Below are 17,932 nucleotides of genomic sequence, written 5' to 3'. Positions count from 1 at the left end.
CTATCTCGTTCAGTGGTGTTCGCGTAGCAAGTCTCGAGCTGCGGGGATGGCCAAGGAAAAGTCACTGTCATACCGTAGCAGGTGGCGATAATTGCGTTTGCGCATGTTGCGGTTGAGCGACTTGCCCAAGCAACGCAGGTCTGAGATGTCGATCAGACCGAGCTGGCCATCAGGTGTGAGCACGATATTGCCGAGGTGCAAGGAGCGAAAATAGACACCCTTGTCGTGCAGTGAGGTTATAAAGGAAGCCAGTTGCGCGAATAGGTGTTGCTGATCCAGCGAGGGGTCAGTCTTGAGCAGGCTACGCAGAGTTTCGCCAGCAAGAGGTTGGTAGTGAACCACGCTTCGGTAAGGGTTCAGCAGCTTGTAGGTGGAAATTACCTGCGGGCAGGGAACGTCAAGCTTGCGCAGCGCAGCAGCGTTAGCTGCAAAGCGTTCGGCAGGCGGGAAGAACAGCGTCTTCGAGAACCAGCTCTTGCGGCGAAAAAGCTTGAGCATGGTGCCGTCGGTCAGTAACAGCACCTTTTCTCCGTAGCGATCCTTTTCAAGAACGCGTGCATCCAGGCGCCACGACTCAAACTGCTCTTCACTTAGTAGCTGCATCATGCTTTTCCAGCTGAAAAACCCGAATTCTATCGTACTTTCAGCTCGCAAGCTTTGCTTCTCGGAGCTTGTGGTAGACTGCAGCGCACTCGTTTTACCTACTGAAGGTCACATGACTGACGCTGCCAAAGAAAGCTTTGCCCGCTCGAGCGTGCGCATATACGCGCGCCTGCTTGGCTACGTAAAACCCTATTGGAAGGCCTTTGCCTTGAGCATCATTGGCTTCGCGGTCTTTGCCTCCGCTCAGCCGGCGATGGCCTGGATGCTGAAGTATTTTGTCGATGGACTGCAGAGCGGTGAGAACGCGATGTTCCTCGGTGTACCGCTGATTTGGGGGTTTCCTGCGTTCATTGTTGGGATTGCCTTCTATCAGGGGGTCGGCTCCTATCTGGGTAATTACTTCATCGCCAAGGTCTCGCTGGGTGTGGTACACGACCTGCGCATCGCGTTGTTCAACAATCTGCTGACGCTGCCCAATCGTTACTTTGATCAGCACAACTCGGGCCATCTTGTTTCCCGCATTACCTTCAATGTCACCATGGTGACAGGCGCGGCTACTGACGCAATCAAGGTGGTGTTTCGGGAAGGGATGACGGTGATCTTTCTGTTCGCCTATCTGTTGTGGATGAACTGGATGTTGACGCTGGTTCTGATCGCAATTCTTCCGGTTATCGGCTTGATGGTCACCAGCGCAAGCAAGAAATTTCGCAAGCAAAGCAAGAAGATCCAGACCGCGATGGGGGATGTGACCCACGTGACGTCCGAAACGATCTCCGGCTTCCGGGTGGTGCGCAGCTTCGGTGGCGAGCGTTATGAGTCTGACCGATTTCTCAAGGCCAGCACTGAAAACCGACAGCGCGGCCTGAAGATGGTGCGCACGGGGGCGGTGTTCACGCCGTCACTGCAACTGGTGACTTACAGTGCGATGGCCACCGTGATGTTCCTCGTGCTGTTTCTGCGTGGCGATGCAACTGCGGGTGACCTGGTTGCGTACATTACGGCGGCTGGCCTGTTGCCAAAGCCGATCCGTCAGCTGTCCGAAGTCAGCGCCAACATTCAGAAGGGGATTGCGGCCGCCGAGAGCGTGTTCGAGCAACTGGACGAAGCCCCTGAAGTGGATACTGGCCACCAGGATATCGGGCGGGCACAGGGGCGTATTGAAGTGCGCAATCTGTCATTCAGTTATCCGGATACTGATAAACCGGTGCTCAGGGATATCAGCTTCAGTGTCGAGCCCGGTCAGATGGTCGCGCTGGTTGGCCGGTCAGGCAGTGGCAAGTCGACGCTGGCTAACCTGATCCCGCGTTTCTACCATCACTCGGAGGGGGACATCCTGCTTGATGGTACGCCCATTCAGGATATTACCCTGCGCAGCCTGCGTCGCCAGATTGCTCTGGTGAGCCAGAATGTCACCCTGTTCAATGACACCGTCGCCAACAATATTGCCTATGGCGATCTGGCAGACGCTCCGCGTGAGGCCGTGGTTTCCGCAGCGCAAGCAGCGTATGCCAAGGAGTTTATCGAAGTAATGCCTCAGGGATTTGACACCCTGGTGGGCGAGAACGGCGTGCTGCTGTCCGGTGGCCAGCGCCAGCGCCTGGCGATTGCCCGTGCCCTGCTCAAGGATGCGCCGGTGCTGATTCTCGATGAGGCGACCTCGGCGCTAGACACCGAGTCCGAGCGTCATATTCAGGGCGCACTGGATCATGTGATGGAGGGGCGGACTACGCTGGTGATCGCGCACCGTCTTTCGACCATCGAAAAGGCGGATGTCATCATGGTCATGGATCAGGGTCAGATCGTTGAACGCGGGACCCACAGCGAGCTGCTGGCGCTCAACGGTTATTACGCTCGGCTGCACAGTATGCAGTTCGAGGAAGAGAGTGACGAACAACACTAATTTCTGCGTGCGCTTCGGCGCGCGTTGCTGAAACAGGTAGGCGAAACAATGAAACTGAGCATGCCCCGATTTGATTCTGCGCCGGTTCTGGTGGTGGGGGACGTCATGCTGGATCGCTACTGGCATGGGCCGACCAATCGCATTTCGCCGGAGGCGCCGGTACCGGTAGTCAAGGTCGACCAGATTGAAGACCGCCCTGGTGGGGCGGGTAACGTGGCGCTGAATATCGCCGCGTTGGGCGCGCCGGCCTGGCTGGTTGGTGTCACCGGCAAGGATGAAGCTGCCCACAGTTTGCAGCAACGTCTCAATGCCGCAGGTGTTTACTGCGATTTCCAGCAGCACGAGACGCTGCCAACCATTACCAAACTACGGGTCATGAGCCGTCATCAGCAGCTCATTCGTCTGGATTTTGAAGAGCGTTTCGAGACTGACGCCGACGCCTTGCTGGCATCGGTCAGCGGCCTGCTGGATCGGGTTCGCGTGATGATTTTGTCAGACTACGGCAAGGGCGCGCTGGTTAACCATCAGGCGCTGATCGCTGCGGCACGTGAGCGTGGTGTCCCGGTGCTGGCTGACCCCAAAGGTAGCGATTTTTCGATCTACCGGGGCGCAAGCCTGATCACTCCGAACCTATCCGAGTTTGAGGCGGTCGTCGGTCATTGCGCCAGCGAACAGGAACTGGTTGAAAAAGGTCTGGCTCTGATAGATGAGCTGGAGCTGGAAGCGCTGCTGGTCACCCGTAGCGAGCAAGGTATGACCCTGCTGCGTAAGGGTGAAGGTGCACTGCATCTGCCGGCGCGCGCGCGGGAAGTGTTTGACGTGACCGGGGCTGGCGATACGGTGATTTCTACTCTGGCCGCAGGCCTTGCGGCGGGCGAGGACCTGCCGCTGGCGGTCGCGCTGGCGAACCTGGCTGCAGGTATCGTGGTCGGCAAGCTGGGGACAGCAGCGATCAGTGCTCCAGAGCTGCGCCGTGCGGTGCAGCAGGAGCAGGGCAGTGGTCGCGGTGTGCTGGGTGTCGAACAACTGTTGCAGGCGCTTGAAGATGCCCGCGCCCACGGCGAAAAGGTCGTCTTTACCAATGGTTGCTTCGACATCATCCACGCGGGACACGTCGGCTATCTGGAAGAAGCACGCTCACTGGGAGACCGGTTGATTGTGGCGATCAACGATGATGCTTCGGTTACTCGTCTGAAGGGGCCAGGGCGCCCGATTAACAGCGTTGAGCGGCGGATGACAGTACTGGCCGGTCTCGGTGCCGTTGACTGGGTGATCAGCTTCAGCGAAGACACACCCGAGCGTCTGCTGGAACAGGTCAAACCGGATGTGCTGGTCAAGGGCGGTGACTACAGCGTTGATCAGGTGGTCGGCGGGCAGATCGTGCAGGCCTACGGTGGTGAAGTGAAGGTGCTCAACTTTGTCGAGAGCTGCTCGACCACTGCCATTGTTGAGAAAATCCGCGAGCGCGGGGAAGGTTAAGCCTCCCGCGCCTGGATTGGGCGCTGTCAGTCTCGTGCCAGGCCTTGTTGCAGCGGGCAATTAGCTGCGGCCACCAGCCAGCCCTGCTGAGGCGCAAAGGCCTCACTGAGTAGCAGTCCGGCAGCCGGTTGTGCAACCAGCTCTCCGCGCTGCAGGTGATACAGCTCGCCCGTCGGCTCGGCATCCCGGTATTCAGCAAGGAACAGTTCAGGGCGCTGATGATCCATGCGGGCGATTAACTCGCCGCTGTCCTGATCGAGAAATTCGTCGGCGTGCAGCAGCGACGGGCTTTCAATGTCCTCCGGCAGGGTCAGTTCCATCCGGTAGACCAGTTGCAGCGAGCTGGTAGGCAAATGCACATACGCACGTGGCCGCTCCAGCAGGTTCAGTTCTCGACACAGCAATGGCCGCGCGTTGCCGGACCGGGTGGTCAGTGTAAAGTGGCGTTCCTCGTCCCGTATCAGGCTATCGGCGTAGGGCTCGGGCAGCCAGGTGTCCTGATAACGACCTTGCAGCCAGCCAGCGCTGCCCTCTATCAGCAGCTCTTCGGCAATTTCGGTCATTACGGTCAGCAGGGGGACGCGCAGTTCGTGTGAGGGTACGTAGCCGGACAGTAGCTTGAGCACTTGGTCGCCGTGGTCCGGGCGATCCTGGCGCACCAGCAAGCGGAAGTCGCGTTGTTGCCAGTGCAGACGGATGTCGACGGAAACGCCGAGGTTGGCCAGGGTAGTCTGAAATTGATGCGGGTCCTCCAGCTGCAGTGGTTTTCGCAACTGTTGCATCTGGTCAAAGCTCAGCGGGCTGCCGACCGGCTCGTAGCGCAGGACCTCGGGGCTGGCGGTAACCGCAATGGCCTGGGTCTTGAATGCAACGGGATTCTTCCGAGCGACAATCTGAGTCATGCCTTACTCCATGCTGGACAGTACCGACAGTGCTGCGCTGACATTCTGCGCAAGGTGTTTGGGTGTAATGGTGCCGATAATGGCGCTGGTGACCCCGGGGTGGCCGAGCACCAGTTCCAGGCTCTTGCGCACCGGGTCCTCGCCATCGAGGCAGAGGTGCCCGCTGGCCAGCGCCTTTTTGATCAGGATGCCCTTGTTGTGTTGCAGGGCGAAGTCGAGCACTGCGCGTTCGCTCTGCTCGCGCAAATTGTAGGTCACCATGGCGCAGTCACCTTGCTGGAGGGCGCGGAGGCCGCCTTCAACGGTCTTGCCGGAGAAGCCGTAAGCGAGAATCAGGCCTTCGCGCTTGAGCTGGTCCAGTGTCGGGTAGACGTCCTGTTCCAGTACCTCGAGATCGTTACCGTCGGAATGCACCAGCACCAGTTCCAGCCGATCGGTGTCCAGCCGCCGCAATGAGCGCTCGACGGACTGGCGGGTGTGCCTCGCCGAGAAGTCGAAGCGAGACTCACCGTTCTCAAACTCTTCACCCACCTTGCTGCAGATGACCCAGTTGTCGCGCTGGCCTTTCAGCAGCGGGCCGAGGCGTTCTTCGCTGGTCCCATAGGCCGGGGCGGTATCGAGCAGGTTGATTCCCAGATCGCGAGCCTGCGCGAGGAGGTTCAGGACGGCAGCATCGTCGGGCAGCTCGAAACCACTGGGGTATTTGACCCCCTGATTGCGACCGATCTTGACTGTGCCGAGCCCCAGCGGCGAAAGGCGCAGTCCGGTATCGCCCAGTGAGCGGTAGTAGGGTTGCAGATTGTTCATCGGAAACAGACATCCCAAAGCGGTTCGGCTACTCGCGGACGGGGCAGGTCTGCGGTGGTTGCCTGACTCAATGCCGGTGCAACCTGCTGGCGTTGCAGCTCCTGAATCATCAGATCGCTCAGGTTGGGTGCCAGTGCCAGCTTGGTAGGCCAACTGATCAGCGCGTTGCGTACCGGCTGAACGTAGGCGTTATCAGGCCGTACCAAGCCGCTCTGGGCAGGTTCGGCGCGGTTGACCGGTAAGGTGGTCCACTGACATTCGCTCAGGTCGATCCACGGCAGCAACTCCCCGAGTTCGCGGCGGGCCTGTTCAATCAGTTGATCCGGTGCCTGATTGACTCCCTGCTCGGCCAGCTCGCCGCCCAGATACCAGCACCACTGGCCATCTTCGCAGGGATGGGTGGTGACCGTCAGGCGGGGTTTCGGGCTGGCACCCAGGCAGTGTGCATAGAGCGGAGGCAGGTCTGTGCCCTTGACCAGGACCATCTGCAGTGGGCGGCGCTGCATGGCTGGTTCTTTGACGCCCCAGTCCTGCAACAGCGCTTCGGTACCCTCACCGGCTGTCAGCACGTAACGGCGGGCCTGAATGCGGGTATTGGCCAGTTGCACGCCGGCGATGTCGCCATTGTCGTCACGCAGGATGTGCGGGTTGTTGTCGCTGAGCAGGCTGTCGCCAGCCAGCTCGGCCAGGCGCCGGATGACGTCAGGCACATCCAGCACCAGCTCGCCAAGTTGATAGACTTTGCCCTTGAAGCCGGGATCGTTGAAAACGGTGGGTAACGCCTTGCCCTTGAGCTGATCAACCCGGCCGCGCAGCGCCTTGCTGGCGAAAAAACCGGCCAAATTACTGATCAGGCTGCCCGGCGACCACAGATAGTGATGCTGTGAGAGAACGCGCACGCCGCTGAGGTCGAGCTCGCCGGTGCCGGCGAGACAGTCGCGCCAGCGGGAAGGCATATCGGCAATCGCTTCGGTTGCTGCATTGAGCTTGCCGCCCAGCGCGTACTTGATGCCACCATGAATGATGCCCTGGGATTTGACACTTTGGCCGCCGCCTAGGGCGCCGCGCTCTACCAGTAAGGTCGAGTAACCAGCCTTGCGCAGGCGGGCGTTGAGCCATAGCCCGGCGATGCCGCCGCCAATGATGCAGATATCGGTGTCCAGGGTTGTACTCATGTTCTCCCACAGCTCAGGTCAAAAAGGGCCTCTAGTATAGTCATTGCCGGCGCTGCGGGTCACATCTGTTACCCTATGGAAGTGCTGATGAACCCTACACGGACTCTGCGAGTGCTCAAGCGTGGAGATGCACGGCGCGCTGTTTGCCAATAGTGGTTCTATTGGCAAACAGCGCAACGCAGTCAGATGTATGCTTGAGCGCTAGCCCAGCGCTGCCTCAGTGCAGTCCCTACCGGACGCCTTGCTGCTACAGGATGCTTTCATGGCCCGTCGTCTCTATACCCTGTTTTTCTTCTTCTGCCTGCCGCTGATTCTGTTGCGTCTGTTGTACCGGGCGATCAAGGCCCCAGCGTACGCACGGCGCTGGGCCGAGCGCTTTGCGCTGGGTGGTGATGTTCGCCGCGGTGGCATCTGGGTGCACGCGGTGTCAGTCGGCGAGAGTATTGCCGCCGCGCCGATGGTACGAGAGCTGCTAGAGCGCTACCCGCAATTGCCGATTACCATCACCTGTATGACGCCCACTGGCTCAGAGCAGATTCGCAAGCTGTTTGGCGGGCAGGTGGGACATGCCTACCTGCCATACGATCTGCCTTGGTTGCAACGCCGGCTGCTGCGCCGTTTACAGCCAAAGGTGGGCATCATTATGGAGACGGAGCTATGGCCAAATCTGGTAGCCGAAGCCAAACGGGCCCATGTGCCTTTGGTGCTGGCCAATGCTCGGCTGTCTGCGCGCTCGGCGCGCGGTTATCAGCGTGTTGGCGCGCTGGTGCGGCCGATGTTTTCTGCGCTGGACTGGGTGGCGGTGCAGAGTCAGGCAGAGGCCCTGCGCTTTGTTGAGCTGGGTGTCGCTCGTGAGCACATGCAGGTCACCGGAAGCATTAAGTTCGATTTCCGTCCGGACCCCGCACAGGTGCAGCAGGCTCGGGAGTTGCGCGCGCGCTGGGGCAGTGAGCGTCCTGTCTGGATCGCGGCCAGCACCCATGCGGGCGAGGATGAACAGGTACTGCGAGCGCATCGCCGGGTGCTGGAAGCCCTGCCTGATGCGTTGCTGATTCTGGTGCCGCGCCACCCCGAGCGTTTCGATTCGGTCGCCCGTCAGGTCAGTGAGGCTGGTTTCGGTATGGTGCGGCGTAGCCGTGGGGCGTTACCCGCAGCGGATCAGCAGGTGTTGGTCGGCGACACCATGGGCGAGCTGGTGTTTCTCTACGCCTGTGCTGATTTGGCTTTTGTTGGTGGTTCGCTGGTGCCGAACGGCGGGCACAATTATCTGGAGCCGGCCGCGTTGGGGCTGCCGGTACTGTCTGGGCCGCATCGTTTCAACTTTACCGAAATCAGCGAATTGCTGGAGGGGGCTGGTGCGTTGCAGGTGGTCGATGACGAAACCGCGTTGGCGGTTGCGGTGCAGGATTGGCTGCAGCAGGATACTGCTCGCCAACGTGCCGGTCAGGCTGGACAGGCTGTGGTGGCTGATAATCAGGGCGCTTTGGAGCGGCTGCTTGAGGGGATTGCGCGGCTGTTGAGCTGATCTGGCAACACAAACAAGAACAGCGCCCTTGGGCGCTGTTCTTGTTTGTGCACGATGGACCTAGAACGTGCTGCTGTCGCCGCTCGCCGGTGCGGCCGGCTGCTGTGGGCGGCCGCCCATCGACATCTGCAGGGCTTCCTCTTCGGTAGCCTCGGGGATGAAGTCACGATCCGGGTCGTAGTTCGGATTCAACCACTGGGACAGGTCCTGCAGGTCTTGCGGGCTCAGGGTGCCTGCGGCTTGTTTCAGGCTCAGGTTGTTGATGATGTAGTTGTAGCGCAGGTTGTTGTAGTCGCGCACGGTGCGGAACAGGTTGCGCTGGGCTTCCAGTACGTCAACCACATTGCGGGTTCCTACTTCATAGCCGGTCTGGGTCGCATCAAGCGCTGCCTTGGCTGAGACAATAGCCTGGCGGCGTGCGGCCACCTCGTCGACGCTGGAGGTAACCGTGCGATACAGATTGCGGGTACTTTCAACCACGCGGCGGCGCTGTGACTCGCTGCTCTGCTCAGCTTGGGTCAGGCGGTAGGTCGACTCACGAACCCGTGAGGTCGTCAGGCCGCCAGTGAACAGTGGCATGCTGAGTTCAACGCCAAAGCTGGTCAGCTCGCTATCGGTGCTGTTCTGACCCGCTGCTGCGATGGAAGCACCGCCGTTGTCGTTGCTGTAGCGCACGAACGCGTCGACCACTGGGGCGTAGCCGGCTTTGCTGCTGCGCAGAGTATCTTCTGCGCTATCGATGGCGTAACGACTGGCCTGCAGGGTCAGGTTCTGCTCGGCAGCCGTTTCGACCCACTGCTGCATGCTGGCCGGTGTCGGTGGCAGGATCGGCAGCTCGTGGCTGATGCCGAACAGGCTGTCATAATCCTGATTGGTCAGGCGGGTCAGCGCCTGATAGCTGACGTCCAGATTGGTTTGCGCGGTCAATCTCGCGGCGCGCGCACTGTCGTAGCCTGCCTGTGCTTCCAGCACGTCGGTACGGGCTGACAAGCCGACTTCAAAGCGCTCCTGCGCTTGCTCAAGCTGACGGGAGAAGGCTTTCTCTTCCGCTTTGGCGGTTGCCAGATTGTCGGAGGCCCGTAGTACGTTGAAGTAGGCCTGCGACACCTCAAGGATAAGGTTCTGCTGGGTAGCAGAGAACTCCAGTTGGGCCTGCTGGCTGACGGCCTTGGCTGCCTGGTAAGTGAACCAGCGGTCAGCGCGGAACAACGGCTGGGTCAGGCTGGCCTGATAGTAGTGGGTGGAGTACTCGTCGCCACCAACCTTGTCTATCTCCAGATCCTGGCGAGAGGCGCCAGCGGCTACTCCAATGTTTGGCAGCAGTTGGGAGCGCGCCTGTGGCAACGCTTCTTGTCGGGCCATTGCGTCTGCTTCGGCAGCGGCCAGATCAGCGCTGTTCAGCACAGCTTGCTGGTAGATGGTCATCAGATCGGTATTGGCGGCAGCCTGGGCGGACACACCGGCCAGCAGCAGTGCAACGGTAAGCGGGCGCAACATGCACAAATCCTTCGCATGAGAGGGGGTCAGGCAAGGCTAAAAGGCTCGGGGGCCGGGGTCAAGCTGCTTTGGGTGACACAATTGGGAACAATCTGTTGTAGCGACTTTTGCTGACGTTTTCGCGGATTTTGTCAGCCATCACGGGGAGCTTTGTTCTGAGTGTTGGAAAGGGATACCTGTCGTGGGCTTGAGACGGCAGCAGCATATCTCTAGACTGTGCGGACATCTTGACGGGGTGCCACCTGCTTGCAGGGGGCTGAGATGATACCCGTTGAACCTGAACCGGCTAGCACCGGCGTAGGAATCGAGATAGACGGCCAGCGTGAGTCCGCAAGGACTGGCGCAGCCGTGGCTTTTCGGTTCCCTGCGCGTCCCAACGCAGTGGAGCACAACAATGAACAGCAAGTTGCCTGATACCGCCATCGCCACCTCCGGTGCCGATAGCGCTGCCACCCAACCCTTCCCCAATTCTCGCAAAATCTATGTGACCGGGTCGCGCCCGGATATCCGTGTGCCCATGCGCGAGATCAGCCTGGCCGATACACCGACCGATTTCGGCGGTGAGAGCAATACACCCGTGCTGGTGTATGACACCTCTGGCCCCTATACCGATCCGCAGGCGAGCATTGACCTGCGTGCCGGTCTCGCCGACGTGCGTGGTGTTTGGATCGACGAGCGCGGTGATACCGAGGTATTGCCAGGCCTTACTTCCGATTTTGGTGCCTCACGCCTGGCCGACAGTTCTCTTGATCACATGCGTTTTGCTCACGTGCGTACCCCGCGCCGCGCCAAGGCCGGCTGCAACGTGACGCAGATGCACTACGCGCGCCGTGGCATCATCACGCCGGAGATGGAGTACGTCGCGATTCGCGAGAACATGAAGCTGCAGGAAGCGCGCGAGGCGGGGCTACTCCAGGAGCAACATGCCGGCCACAGTTTCGGCGCAGGCATTCCCCAGCAGATCACCCCCGAGTTCGTGCGCGAAGAGATCGCTCGCGGGCGGGCGATCATTCCGGCCAACATCAATCACCCGGAGCTGGAGCCGATGATTATCGGCCGCAACTTCCTGGTGAAGATCAACGGCAACATCGGTAACTCGGCGCTAGGCTCCTCCATTGAAGAGGAAGTCGAGAAGATGACCTGGGGTATTCGCTGGGGCTCCGACACGGTTATGGACCTGTCGACCGGCAAGAATATTCATGAAACCCGCGAATGGATCATCCGTAACTCGCCGGTACCGATCGGCACCGTGCCGATCTATCAGGCGCTGGAGAAGGTGGGCGGTGTCGCCGAGGATCTGACCTGGGAGATTTTCCGCGACACCCTGATCGAGCAGGCAGAGCAGGGCGTGGACTACTTCACTATCCACGCGGGTGTGTTGCTGCGCTACGTGCCGATGACTGCCAAGCGGGTTACCGGCATCGTCTCGCGTGGCGGCTCGATCATGGCCAAGTGGTGTCTGGCGCACCATCAGGAGAATTTCCTCTACACCCATTTCGAGGACATCTGCGAAATCATGAAGGCCTACGACGTCAGCTTCTCGCTTGGCGATGGCCTGCGTCCCGGCTCCATTGCCGATGCCAATGACGAAGCCCAGTTCGGTGAGCTGGAAACCCTCGGAGAACTGACCAAAGTCGCCTGGAAACACGATGTGCAGGTGATGATCGAGGGCCCGGGTCACGTGCCGATGCAGCTGATCAAGGAGAACATGGACAAGCAGCTGGAATGCTGCGACGAAGCACCGTTCTATACCCTTGGCCCGCTGACCACTGACATCGCGCCCGGTTATGACCACATCACCAGTGGCATCGGTGCTGCCATGATCGGCTGGTTCGGCTGCGCCATGCTCTGCTACGTCACGCCCAAGGAGCATCTCGGGCTGCCGAACCGGGATGACGTCAAGACCGGCATTATTACCTACAAGATCGCCGCCCACGCGGCCGATCTGGCCAAGGGGCACCCGGGCGCGCAGATTCGCGATAACGCCCTGAGCAAGGCGCGCTTCGAGTTTCGCTGGGAAGATCAGTTCAATCTGGGGCTCGACCCGGATACCGCACGGGCCTACCACGACGAAACGCTGCCGAAGGACTCAGCCAAGGTGGCGCACTTCTGTTCGATGTGCGGTCCGAAGTTCTGCTCGATGAAAATTACCCAGGAAGTTCGTGAGTACGCCGCCGAGCAGCGCATTGCCGCGGTAGATCTGGCGGTTGAAGAGGGTATGAAGGCCAAGTCGGAGGAGTTCCGCACTACCGGCTCCCAGCTGTACCACAAGCTTTAAGGAAGCACTGATCCGTTTCGCGCGCGTCTTTCGGCTTCGGGTCTGGCACGTCCGGACCCTTGCCGTCTGCCGGTCAGATATGCGAGCTTAAGCGACTGACTCTTATTCGCTCTGTCCTGTGCCTGCGCAGCAGAGCGGATTTATGCTTTGCTTGCAGTCTGCAGGGGCAGCCATGCGCCTTGCCCTCTGCAGCTGACTGATCTGGGGAGTGTGCTTTTGTCCTTTACGCGCGATGACGTGGACATCATCAGCCGGGAAACCGGCTTCAAGGGGTTCTATCGCCTCGACGTCCTCAATTTGCGTCACCGGCTGTTCAACGGTGGCTGGGGACCCGTGCTACGGCGCGAGCTGTTCGTGCGCCACGATGCCGTGTGCGTTCTGCCTTACGACCCCTGGCTGGATCAGGTTGTGCTAATCGAGCAGGTGCGTGTCGGCGCGCTGGAGAAAAGTGACAATCCCTGGATGCTGGAGCTGGTTGCCGGACTGATCGATACCGATGAAACCCCGGAAGAGGTTGCCCATCGCGAGGCTGACGAGGAAGCTGGCCTGACCCTGCGCTCGCTGCACCCCATTATCCGTTATTACCCGTCACCCGGCGGCAGCGACGAGTTTGTGCATCTGTACTGTGCGCTGGTCGACAGCCGCGGCGTTGGCGGTATTCACGGCCTTGCCGAGGAAGGCGAGGATATCCGCGTCAGCCTGTGGCCGCGCGTCGAGGCCGTTGCGGCGCTCGAAACTGGTCGAATCGACAATGCTGCCAGCATCATCGCGTTGCAGTGGCTGCAGTTGCATGCGGAACGCTTGCGTGCCGAAGCGGGCCCGCAGCCATGATGACTTTGCGCAAGCCTCGATATCACGTTGATCTGGTCGGTCTGCAGGCGCTGTGTGAGAGCAATTATTGGAAATTGCTCAAGCTGATGCCGTCAATGAATGAAGAAAATGAGCGCCGCATTGTTGTCGATGCTGGTGACGGCGCTGTGCAGGCGTTGGTTATCCGCGTGCTGGAGCGTTGCCCCTATACTTCAACGCTGCAGCTGGCGCATGAGCGTCAGCAGGACTGGGTAACGCCGCCCAGCATGGAGGTGCGTCTGTATCACGATGCTGGGCTCGCCGAGGTGGTTGCAGCGTACAATAGACGGCGCTTTCGTGGTGTATACCCCTATCCGAATGAGCAGATGCTGCAGCCGGATGAGAAATTTCAGCTGAACCAGTTCCTCGGCGAATGGTTGGGCTATTGCCAGCGCTATGGACAAAGCGCGCAGCCGTTGTCATTTGCCGGTCAGGGTCTGTGACCGAATCGCTGGATTCCTGCTGCAGCAACGGCCAAGATTACACCAGAACAAGGGAGCAATGAGTGGGGGCACAATGTCGTTAGGGTCGGATTTCGTCTGCGTGGTGCAGTTGACGGACAGTCATCTGTTTGCCGAGGTGGGCGGTGATCTGCTCGGACTCGATACGCAGGCCAGTCTGGACGCCGTAATCGATATGGTGCTCGAGCAGACGCCGGAAATGGACCTGGTGCTGGCCACCGGCGACATTACCCAAGACGGCAGTGAGGCGGCCTACCGTCGCTTTATCACCGCCAGCCAGCGTCTGCCAGCACCCTGCTGCTGGATTCCCGGTAATCATGATGACGCTGAGCTGATGAGCCATATCGGCGATCCGCTGGGTCTGAATCGGCCCTGGGTCGATTTGGGGAATTGGCGGATTGTCATGCTCGACACCAGTATCCTTGGTGCCGTGCCCGGCCGTCTGGAGCCCTCCCAGCTGGCCATCGTTGATGACGCATTGAGTTCGGTAGGCGAGCGCCATGTCATGGTCTGCCTGCACCATCAACCGGTCGACATTGGCAGCGACTGGATGGCGCCGATCGGACTGCTTAATCCTCAGGATCTGCTTGAGCGTATTCAGAATCGATCAGAAGTGAAGGTCGTGCTCTGGGGGCATATTCATCAGCACTTCGACCAGCAGCTGGGTCACCTGCGACTGTTGGCCACGCCTTCTACCTGCGTCCAGTTTGCTGCCGGCAGCAGCGATTTTGCTGCCGATACGCTGGCACCCGGCTACCGCTGGATGCGTCTGTATGACGACGGTCGCATCGAAACGGCCGTTTCCCGTCTTCCCGAAGGGGTGTTTTTGCCCGAGCCGGGAGCGGTGGGCTATTGAGTTGCTGCCGCACTGACGGTGGCAGGCAGTCCGCCCGCCGGATACTATGTGACCCCATGCAAGCTCACTCCGATGGCCGGCGTCAGTCAGTCAGGCAGGCGGGTGGGCGTTGAAGCAATTCAAGAAGGATACCTGCTCACACCATGTCTGATTCGACCTATAACGCGGATGCGCTTGAAGTACTCAGCGGCCTCGATCCGGTGCGCCGTCGCCCCGGCATGTACACCGATACAGCGCGTCCCAACCATCTGGCGCAGGAAGTCATTGATAACAGTGTCGACGAAGCGCTTGCCGGACATGCCCGCACCATCAGTGTGGTATTGCATCAGGACAACGCCCTGGAGGTCAGTGATGACGGCCGCGGGATGCCGGTGGACATTCACCCGGAAGAGGGAGTCTCTGGCGTTGAGCTGATCTTTACCAGGCTGCACGCTGGCGGCAAGTTCTCGAACAAAAATTACCAGTTCTCCGGCGGTCTGCACGGGGTTGGTATTTCGGTGGTCAACGCGCTCTCGTTGCGAGTCGAGGTGAAGGTCAAGCGCGACGGGCAGGAATATGCCATGGCCTTCGAGCACGGTGACAAGGTTCGTGAGCTGGAGGTGATCGGCACCGTTGGCAAGCGCAATACCGGCACAAGTGTGATTTTCTGGCCGGATGGCAAATACTTCGATTCACCCAAATTCAGCGTCAGTCGTCTGAAGCACCTGCTCAAGGCCAAGGCCGTGCTGTGCCCGGGTTTGCGGGTTGATTTTGATGATCGCCAGTCCGGCGAGAAGATCAGCTGGCATTACGAGGATGGTCTGCGCGACTACCTGGTCGATGCCTGTGCCGAGTGGCCAAAGTTGCCGGAAGAGCCCTTTGCTGGCAGCTTCAGCGCCAAACAGGAAGCAGTTGACTGGGCTGTTTTCTGGCTGCCGGAGGGTGGCGAGCTGGTGCAGGAAAGCTACGTCAACCTGATCCCGACCGCACAGGGCGGTACTCATGTTAATGGCTTGCGCGCCGGGCTGCTGGAAGCTATCCGTGAGTTCTGCGAGTTCCGAAACCTGCTGCCGCGTGGCCTTAAGCTGGCTCCGGAGGACATCTGGGAACGCGTTAGCTACGTTTTGTCGCTGAAGATGGCCGAGGCGCAGTTTTCCGGTCAGACCAAAGAGCGGCTGTCGTCCCGTGAGTCGGCTGCTTTTGTGTCCGGTGTGGTCAAGGATGCCTTCAGTCTGTGGCTCAACCAGCACGCCGAGATCGGCCAACTGATTGCCGAAATGGCGATCAGTCACGCTGGTCGCCGTCTCAAGGCGGGCAAGAAGATCGAGCGCAAGCGCATCACCCAGGGGCCTGCACTGCCCGGCAAGCTGGCCGATTGTGTCGGCCAGGACAGTAAGCGCTCCGAGCTGTTTCTGGTGGAGGGTGACTCGGCTGGTGGCAGCGCCAAGCAGGCCCGCGACAAGGAGTTTCAGGCCATCATGCCGCTACGCGGTAAGATCCTGAATACTTGGGAAGTTGAATCCAATCAGGTCCTGGGCTCGCAGGAAGTACATGATATTGCCGTTGCCATCGGAGTGGATCCGGGCGCAGCCAGCCTCGACCAGCTGCGTTACGGCAAGATATGCATTTTGGCTGATGCGGACTCGGATGGGCTACATATCGCGACGCTACTGTGTGCGCTGTTCGTTCGTCATTTCCGCCCGCTGGTCGAGGCTGGCCATGTCTTTGTTGCCATGCCGCCGCTCTACCGAATCGACATCGGCAAGGACGTCTACTACGCGCTGGATGATGCCGAGAAGCAAGGTATCCTCGACCGCATTGAGGCTGAAGGCAAGCGCGGCAAGATTCAGGTTACCCGCTTCAAGGGTCTGGGCGAGATGAACCCGCTGCAGCTACGTGAGACCACCATGGCGCCGGAGACTCGCCGGCTGGTGCAGCTCACCGTTGATCAGACGCAGGACACCGAGCAGTTGATGGATATGCTGCTGGCGAAGAAGCGTTCTTCCGATCGCAAGGTCTGGCTGGAAAGCAAGGGCAACCTTGCCGAGGTGCTGCTTTGATGAGTGGCTCCCGTCTGCTGGCGGCAGCGCTGATGGTTTTCAGCACTGCAGCGCTGGCATTTGAACGTGCTCCTGAGCTGCAGCTGGAGCGTGCTTTGCCGGTGGATGGCATGCCGCGCGGCAATCTCTCCGCTCTGCAGCACTGTGATGGGCGCCTGCTGGCGGTGTCCGACCGGGAAGATACCAGTCTGTTTGTGTTGCAGCGTACTGAAGACAGTTATCAGGCGGAGATTGAGCCGTTCTTGCTGCCAGCAGAAACACCGTCGAGCTTGCCAATGCAATTGCTGGCGGGGGCCTGGTTACGCGGGCTAAGCGGGCCGGCACTGGATTTTGAAGGCCTGGCCTGCGATGGTGATGGCAATCGCTATCTGGTCAGCGAAAGTCAACTTGGCGTGTTGCGGTTGCCACTCTCGGCCGACGAGCCAGTGGCGGGTGAATGGCTCAAGCTGGATTCGGCGCTGTACACCGAAGGCGAGTCGCGTGGCCTGTGGCAGCAAATCAACGCGTTGGCTGAAGGCATTGCGATCGACGCGGAAGCGGGCACGCTCTGGCTTGCAGCGGAGCGTCAGGCACGCGGGCTGCTCAAGCTGCAACGTCAGGGGGGGGAGTGGAAATGCCCGCTTGCCGGCTGTGTGCTGCTGGCTGAGCGGCGGTTCCTGCCGACCGAGCCGTTCGGGCCCGGTATTCTCAACCGTGAAGTGATGCCGGTGGATTTCTCTGACGTCGTGTACTGGCAAGGGCGGCTGTGGACGCTGGAGCGCAATGCTCATCAGGTTTGTCGCCGTAGCCCACTTTCCGGGCAGCGCGAGCGTTGCTGGTCTTTTGCGCAAAGCGTGCTGGTCGAACCCTATTTTTACCCGGATGCTCCGTTCGGCCTGGCTGAAGCGCTGATGATTGGCGATGACGGCATCGTTATCGGACTGGACAACAATGACCGCGCCCGCCCGGATGGGGATACGCGTCCCTGGGTGTTTCACTTTGCCTTGCCGGATGACTGGCGCGAGGGATATCAGCCGTGAACGAGCCTCTGCCTCCTTCACAGCGCAAGCTGGGCACCGGGATGATGATCCTGGCCTGGGTGGCAGGGCTGCTGCTGGCCGCCTATTGGTTCAGTGGGGTAGAGGAGCGTCAGCGCAATCCCAACCAGCAGCCGACCTCCAGCCAGCTGGGCGGCGCGGTTGAAGTACGGCTGGAACCGAACAGACAGGGCCATTACCTGTTGCGCGGCCAGATCAATCGCAAGGCGGTGACGCTGCTGGTGGACACCGGTGCCAGCTTTGTTGCGGTTCCTGCTGCGTTGGCCGATGAGCTGGGGCTGTCGCGCGGTCGACAGTTTATGGTTGATACCGCCAACGGCACAGCCGAGGGCTATGCCACGCGCCTGCAGACTCTGCAACTGGGCGACATTCTGTTGCACGACGTTGATGCGGGCATTGTGCCCGGTATGGCGGGTGACGAGGTGTTGCTGGGCATGAGTGCGCTCAGGCAACTGGATTTTCGTTCGCAGGGCGGTGATCTGCTGCTGCGACAGTACCAATGAGTTATCCGGCGGGCTGCGCAT

The 17,932-nt window shown here is 60.1% G+C and carries 15 protein-coding genes and 1 riboswitch; of the genes, 10 read left to right on the top strand and 5 right to left on the bottom strand.

The window, feature by feature from the left end; translation table 11 throughout:
- Window positions 1-9: 9 nt before the first annotated feature.
- Window positions 10-606 carry a lipopolysaccharide kinase InaA family protein gene (locus C1949_RS04790; protein ID WP_146040290.1) on the bottom strand — a complete coding sequence of 199 codons (597 nt, stop codon included), beginning with the start codon at window positions 604-606 and terminating at the stop codon, window positions 10-12.
- Between the two features lie 109 nt (window positions 607-715).
- Between C1949_RS04790 and msbA the strand changes: the two genes are divergently transcribed.
- Together msbA and hldE are read left to right on the top strand one after the other, a co-directional pair.
- Window positions 716-2,503: a lipid A export permease/ATP-binding protein MsbA gene (gene msbA / locus C1949_RS04785; RefSeq protein WP_104737330.1), complete on the top strand. Its 1,788-nt coding sequence runs from the start codon at window positions 716-718 to the stop codon at window positions 2,501-2,503.
- Window positions 2,504-2,551: 48 nt separating this feature from the next.
- Entirely contained in the window at window positions 2,552-3,982 is a 1,431-nt protein-coding gene (hldE, locus tag C1949_RS04780; RefSeq protein WP_104737329.1) for a bifunctional D-glycero-beta-D-manno-heptose-7-phosphate kinase/D-glycero-beta-D-manno-heptose 1-phosphate adenylyltransferase HldE, read from the top strand.
- A gap of 26 nt (window positions 3,983-4,008) precedes the next feature.
- On the opposite strand, the gene C1949_RS04775 is transcribed toward hldE, so the two are convergent.
- The 3 genes from C1949_RS04775 to C1949_RS04765 are packed head-to-tail and all read right to left on the bottom strand — an operon-like array spanning window position 4,009 to window position 6,866.
- Window positions 4,009-4,884 (bottom strand): metal ABC transporter ATPase, encoded by an 876-nt coding sequence (locus C1949_RS04775; protein WP_104737328.1) that lies wholly within the window; start codon window positions 4,882-4,884, stop codon window positions 4,009-4,011.
- A gap of 3 nt (window positions 4,885-4,887) precedes the next feature.
- Window positions 4,888-5,691, bottom strand: a complete 804-nt coding sequence (locus C1949_RS04770) for an aldo/keto reductase (protein WP_104737327.1) — start codon at window positions 5,689-5,691, stop codon at window positions 4,888-4,890.
- Complete coding sequence (locus C1949_RS04765; protein ID WP_104737326.1) at window positions 5,688-6,866, bottom strand: FAD-dependent oxidoreductase; 1,179 nt, start codon at window positions 6,864-6,866, stop codon at window positions 5,688-5,690. Before C1949_RS04765 ends, C1949_RS04770 begins: the two co-directional genes overlap by 4 nt.
- Window positions 6,867-7,128: 262 nt before the next feature.
- Here C1949_RS04765 and waaA point away from each other — a divergent pair, with 262 nt between their 5' ends.
- Entirely contained in the window at window positions 7,129-8,391 is a 1,263-nt protein-coding gene (waaA, locus tag C1949_RS04760; protein WP_104737325.1) for a lipid IV(A) 3-deoxy-D-manno-octulosonic acid transferase, read from the top strand.
- A 60-nt stretch (window positions 8,392-8,451) separates the two neighbouring features.
- Here waaA and C1949_RS04755 read toward each other — a convergent pair whose 3' ends face one another.
- A complete protein-coding gene (locus C1949_RS04755; RefSeq protein ID WP_104737324.1) occupies window positions 8,452-9,888 on the bottom strand; it encodes a TolC family outer membrane protein in 1,437 nt (478 codons plus the stop codon).
- Between the two features lie 221 nt (window positions 9,889-10,109).
- A riboswitch (TPP riboswitch) is annotated at window positions 10,110-10,209 on the top strand.
- A 73-nt stretch (window positions 10,210-10,282) separates the two neighbouring features.
- On the opposite strand from C1949_RS04755, the gene thiC reads away from it, so the two are divergent.
- The 7 genes from thiC (at window position 10,283) to C1949_RS04720 (ending at window position 17,911) form a co-directional block, all read left to right on the top strand.
- The gene (thiC, locus tag C1949_RS04750; RefSeq protein WP_104737323.1) at window positions 10,283-12,166 is read left to right on the top strand and encodes a phosphomethylpyrimidine synthase ThiC; all 1,884 of its coding nucleotides are present in this window, start codon (window positions 10,283-10,285) and stop codon (window positions 12,164-12,166) included.
- Between the two features lie 216 nt (window positions 12,167-12,382).
- Entirely contained in the window at window positions 12,383-12,997 is a 615-nt protein-coding gene (locus C1949_RS04745) for an NUDIX domain-containing protein (RefSeq protein ID WP_229744289.1), read from the top strand.
- Entirely contained in the window at window positions 12,997-13,458 is a 462-nt protein-coding gene (locus C1949_RS04740) for a DUF1249 domain-containing protein (protein ID WP_104737321.1), read from the top strand. The genes C1949_RS04745 and C1949_RS04740 overlap by 1 nt, the downstream gene beginning before the upstream one ends.
- 73 nt (window positions 13,459-13,531) lie before the next feature.
- A complete protein-coding gene (gene cpdA / locus C1949_RS04735; RefSeq protein ID WP_373289757.1) occupies window positions 13,532-14,332 on the top strand; it encodes a 3',5'-cyclic-AMP phosphodiesterase in 801 nt (266 codons plus the stop codon).
- 143 nt (window positions 14,333-14,475) lie between these two features.
- Window positions 14,476-16,371 carry a DNA topoisomerase IV subunit B gene (gene parE, locus C1949_RS04730; RefSeq protein ID WP_104737319.1) on the top strand — a complete coding sequence of 632 codons (1,896 nt, stop codon included), beginning with the start codon at window positions 14,476-14,478 and terminating at the stop codon, window positions 16,369-16,371.
- Window positions 16,371-17,390 carry an SdiA-regulated/phytase-like domain-containing protein gene (locus C1949_RS04725; RefSeq protein WP_104737318.1) on the top strand — a complete coding sequence of 340 codons (1,020 nt, stop codon included), beginning with the start codon at window positions 16,371-16,373 and terminating at the stop codon, window positions 17,388-17,390. Before parE ends, C1949_RS04725 begins: the two co-directional genes overlap by 1 nt.
- 41 nt (window positions 17,391-17,431) lie before the next feature.
- Complete coding sequence (locus C1949_RS04720) at window positions 17,432-17,911, top strand: retropepsin-like aspartic protease family protein (RefSeq protein WP_104737484.1); 480 nt, start codon at window positions 17,432-17,434, stop codon at window positions 17,909-17,911.
- Window positions 17,912-17,932: the final 21 nt, after the last annotated feature.

Origin of the sequence: Halopseudomonas oceani (assembly GCF_002903165.1) — a bacterium.
GTDB lineage: Bacteria > Pseudomonadota > Gammaproteobacteria > Pseudomonadales > Pseudomonadaceae > Halopseudomonas > Halopseudomonas oceani.
The sequence above is the reverse complement of the archived record's forward strand: the minus strand, read 5'-3'. Positions and strand labels throughout refer to the sequence as shown.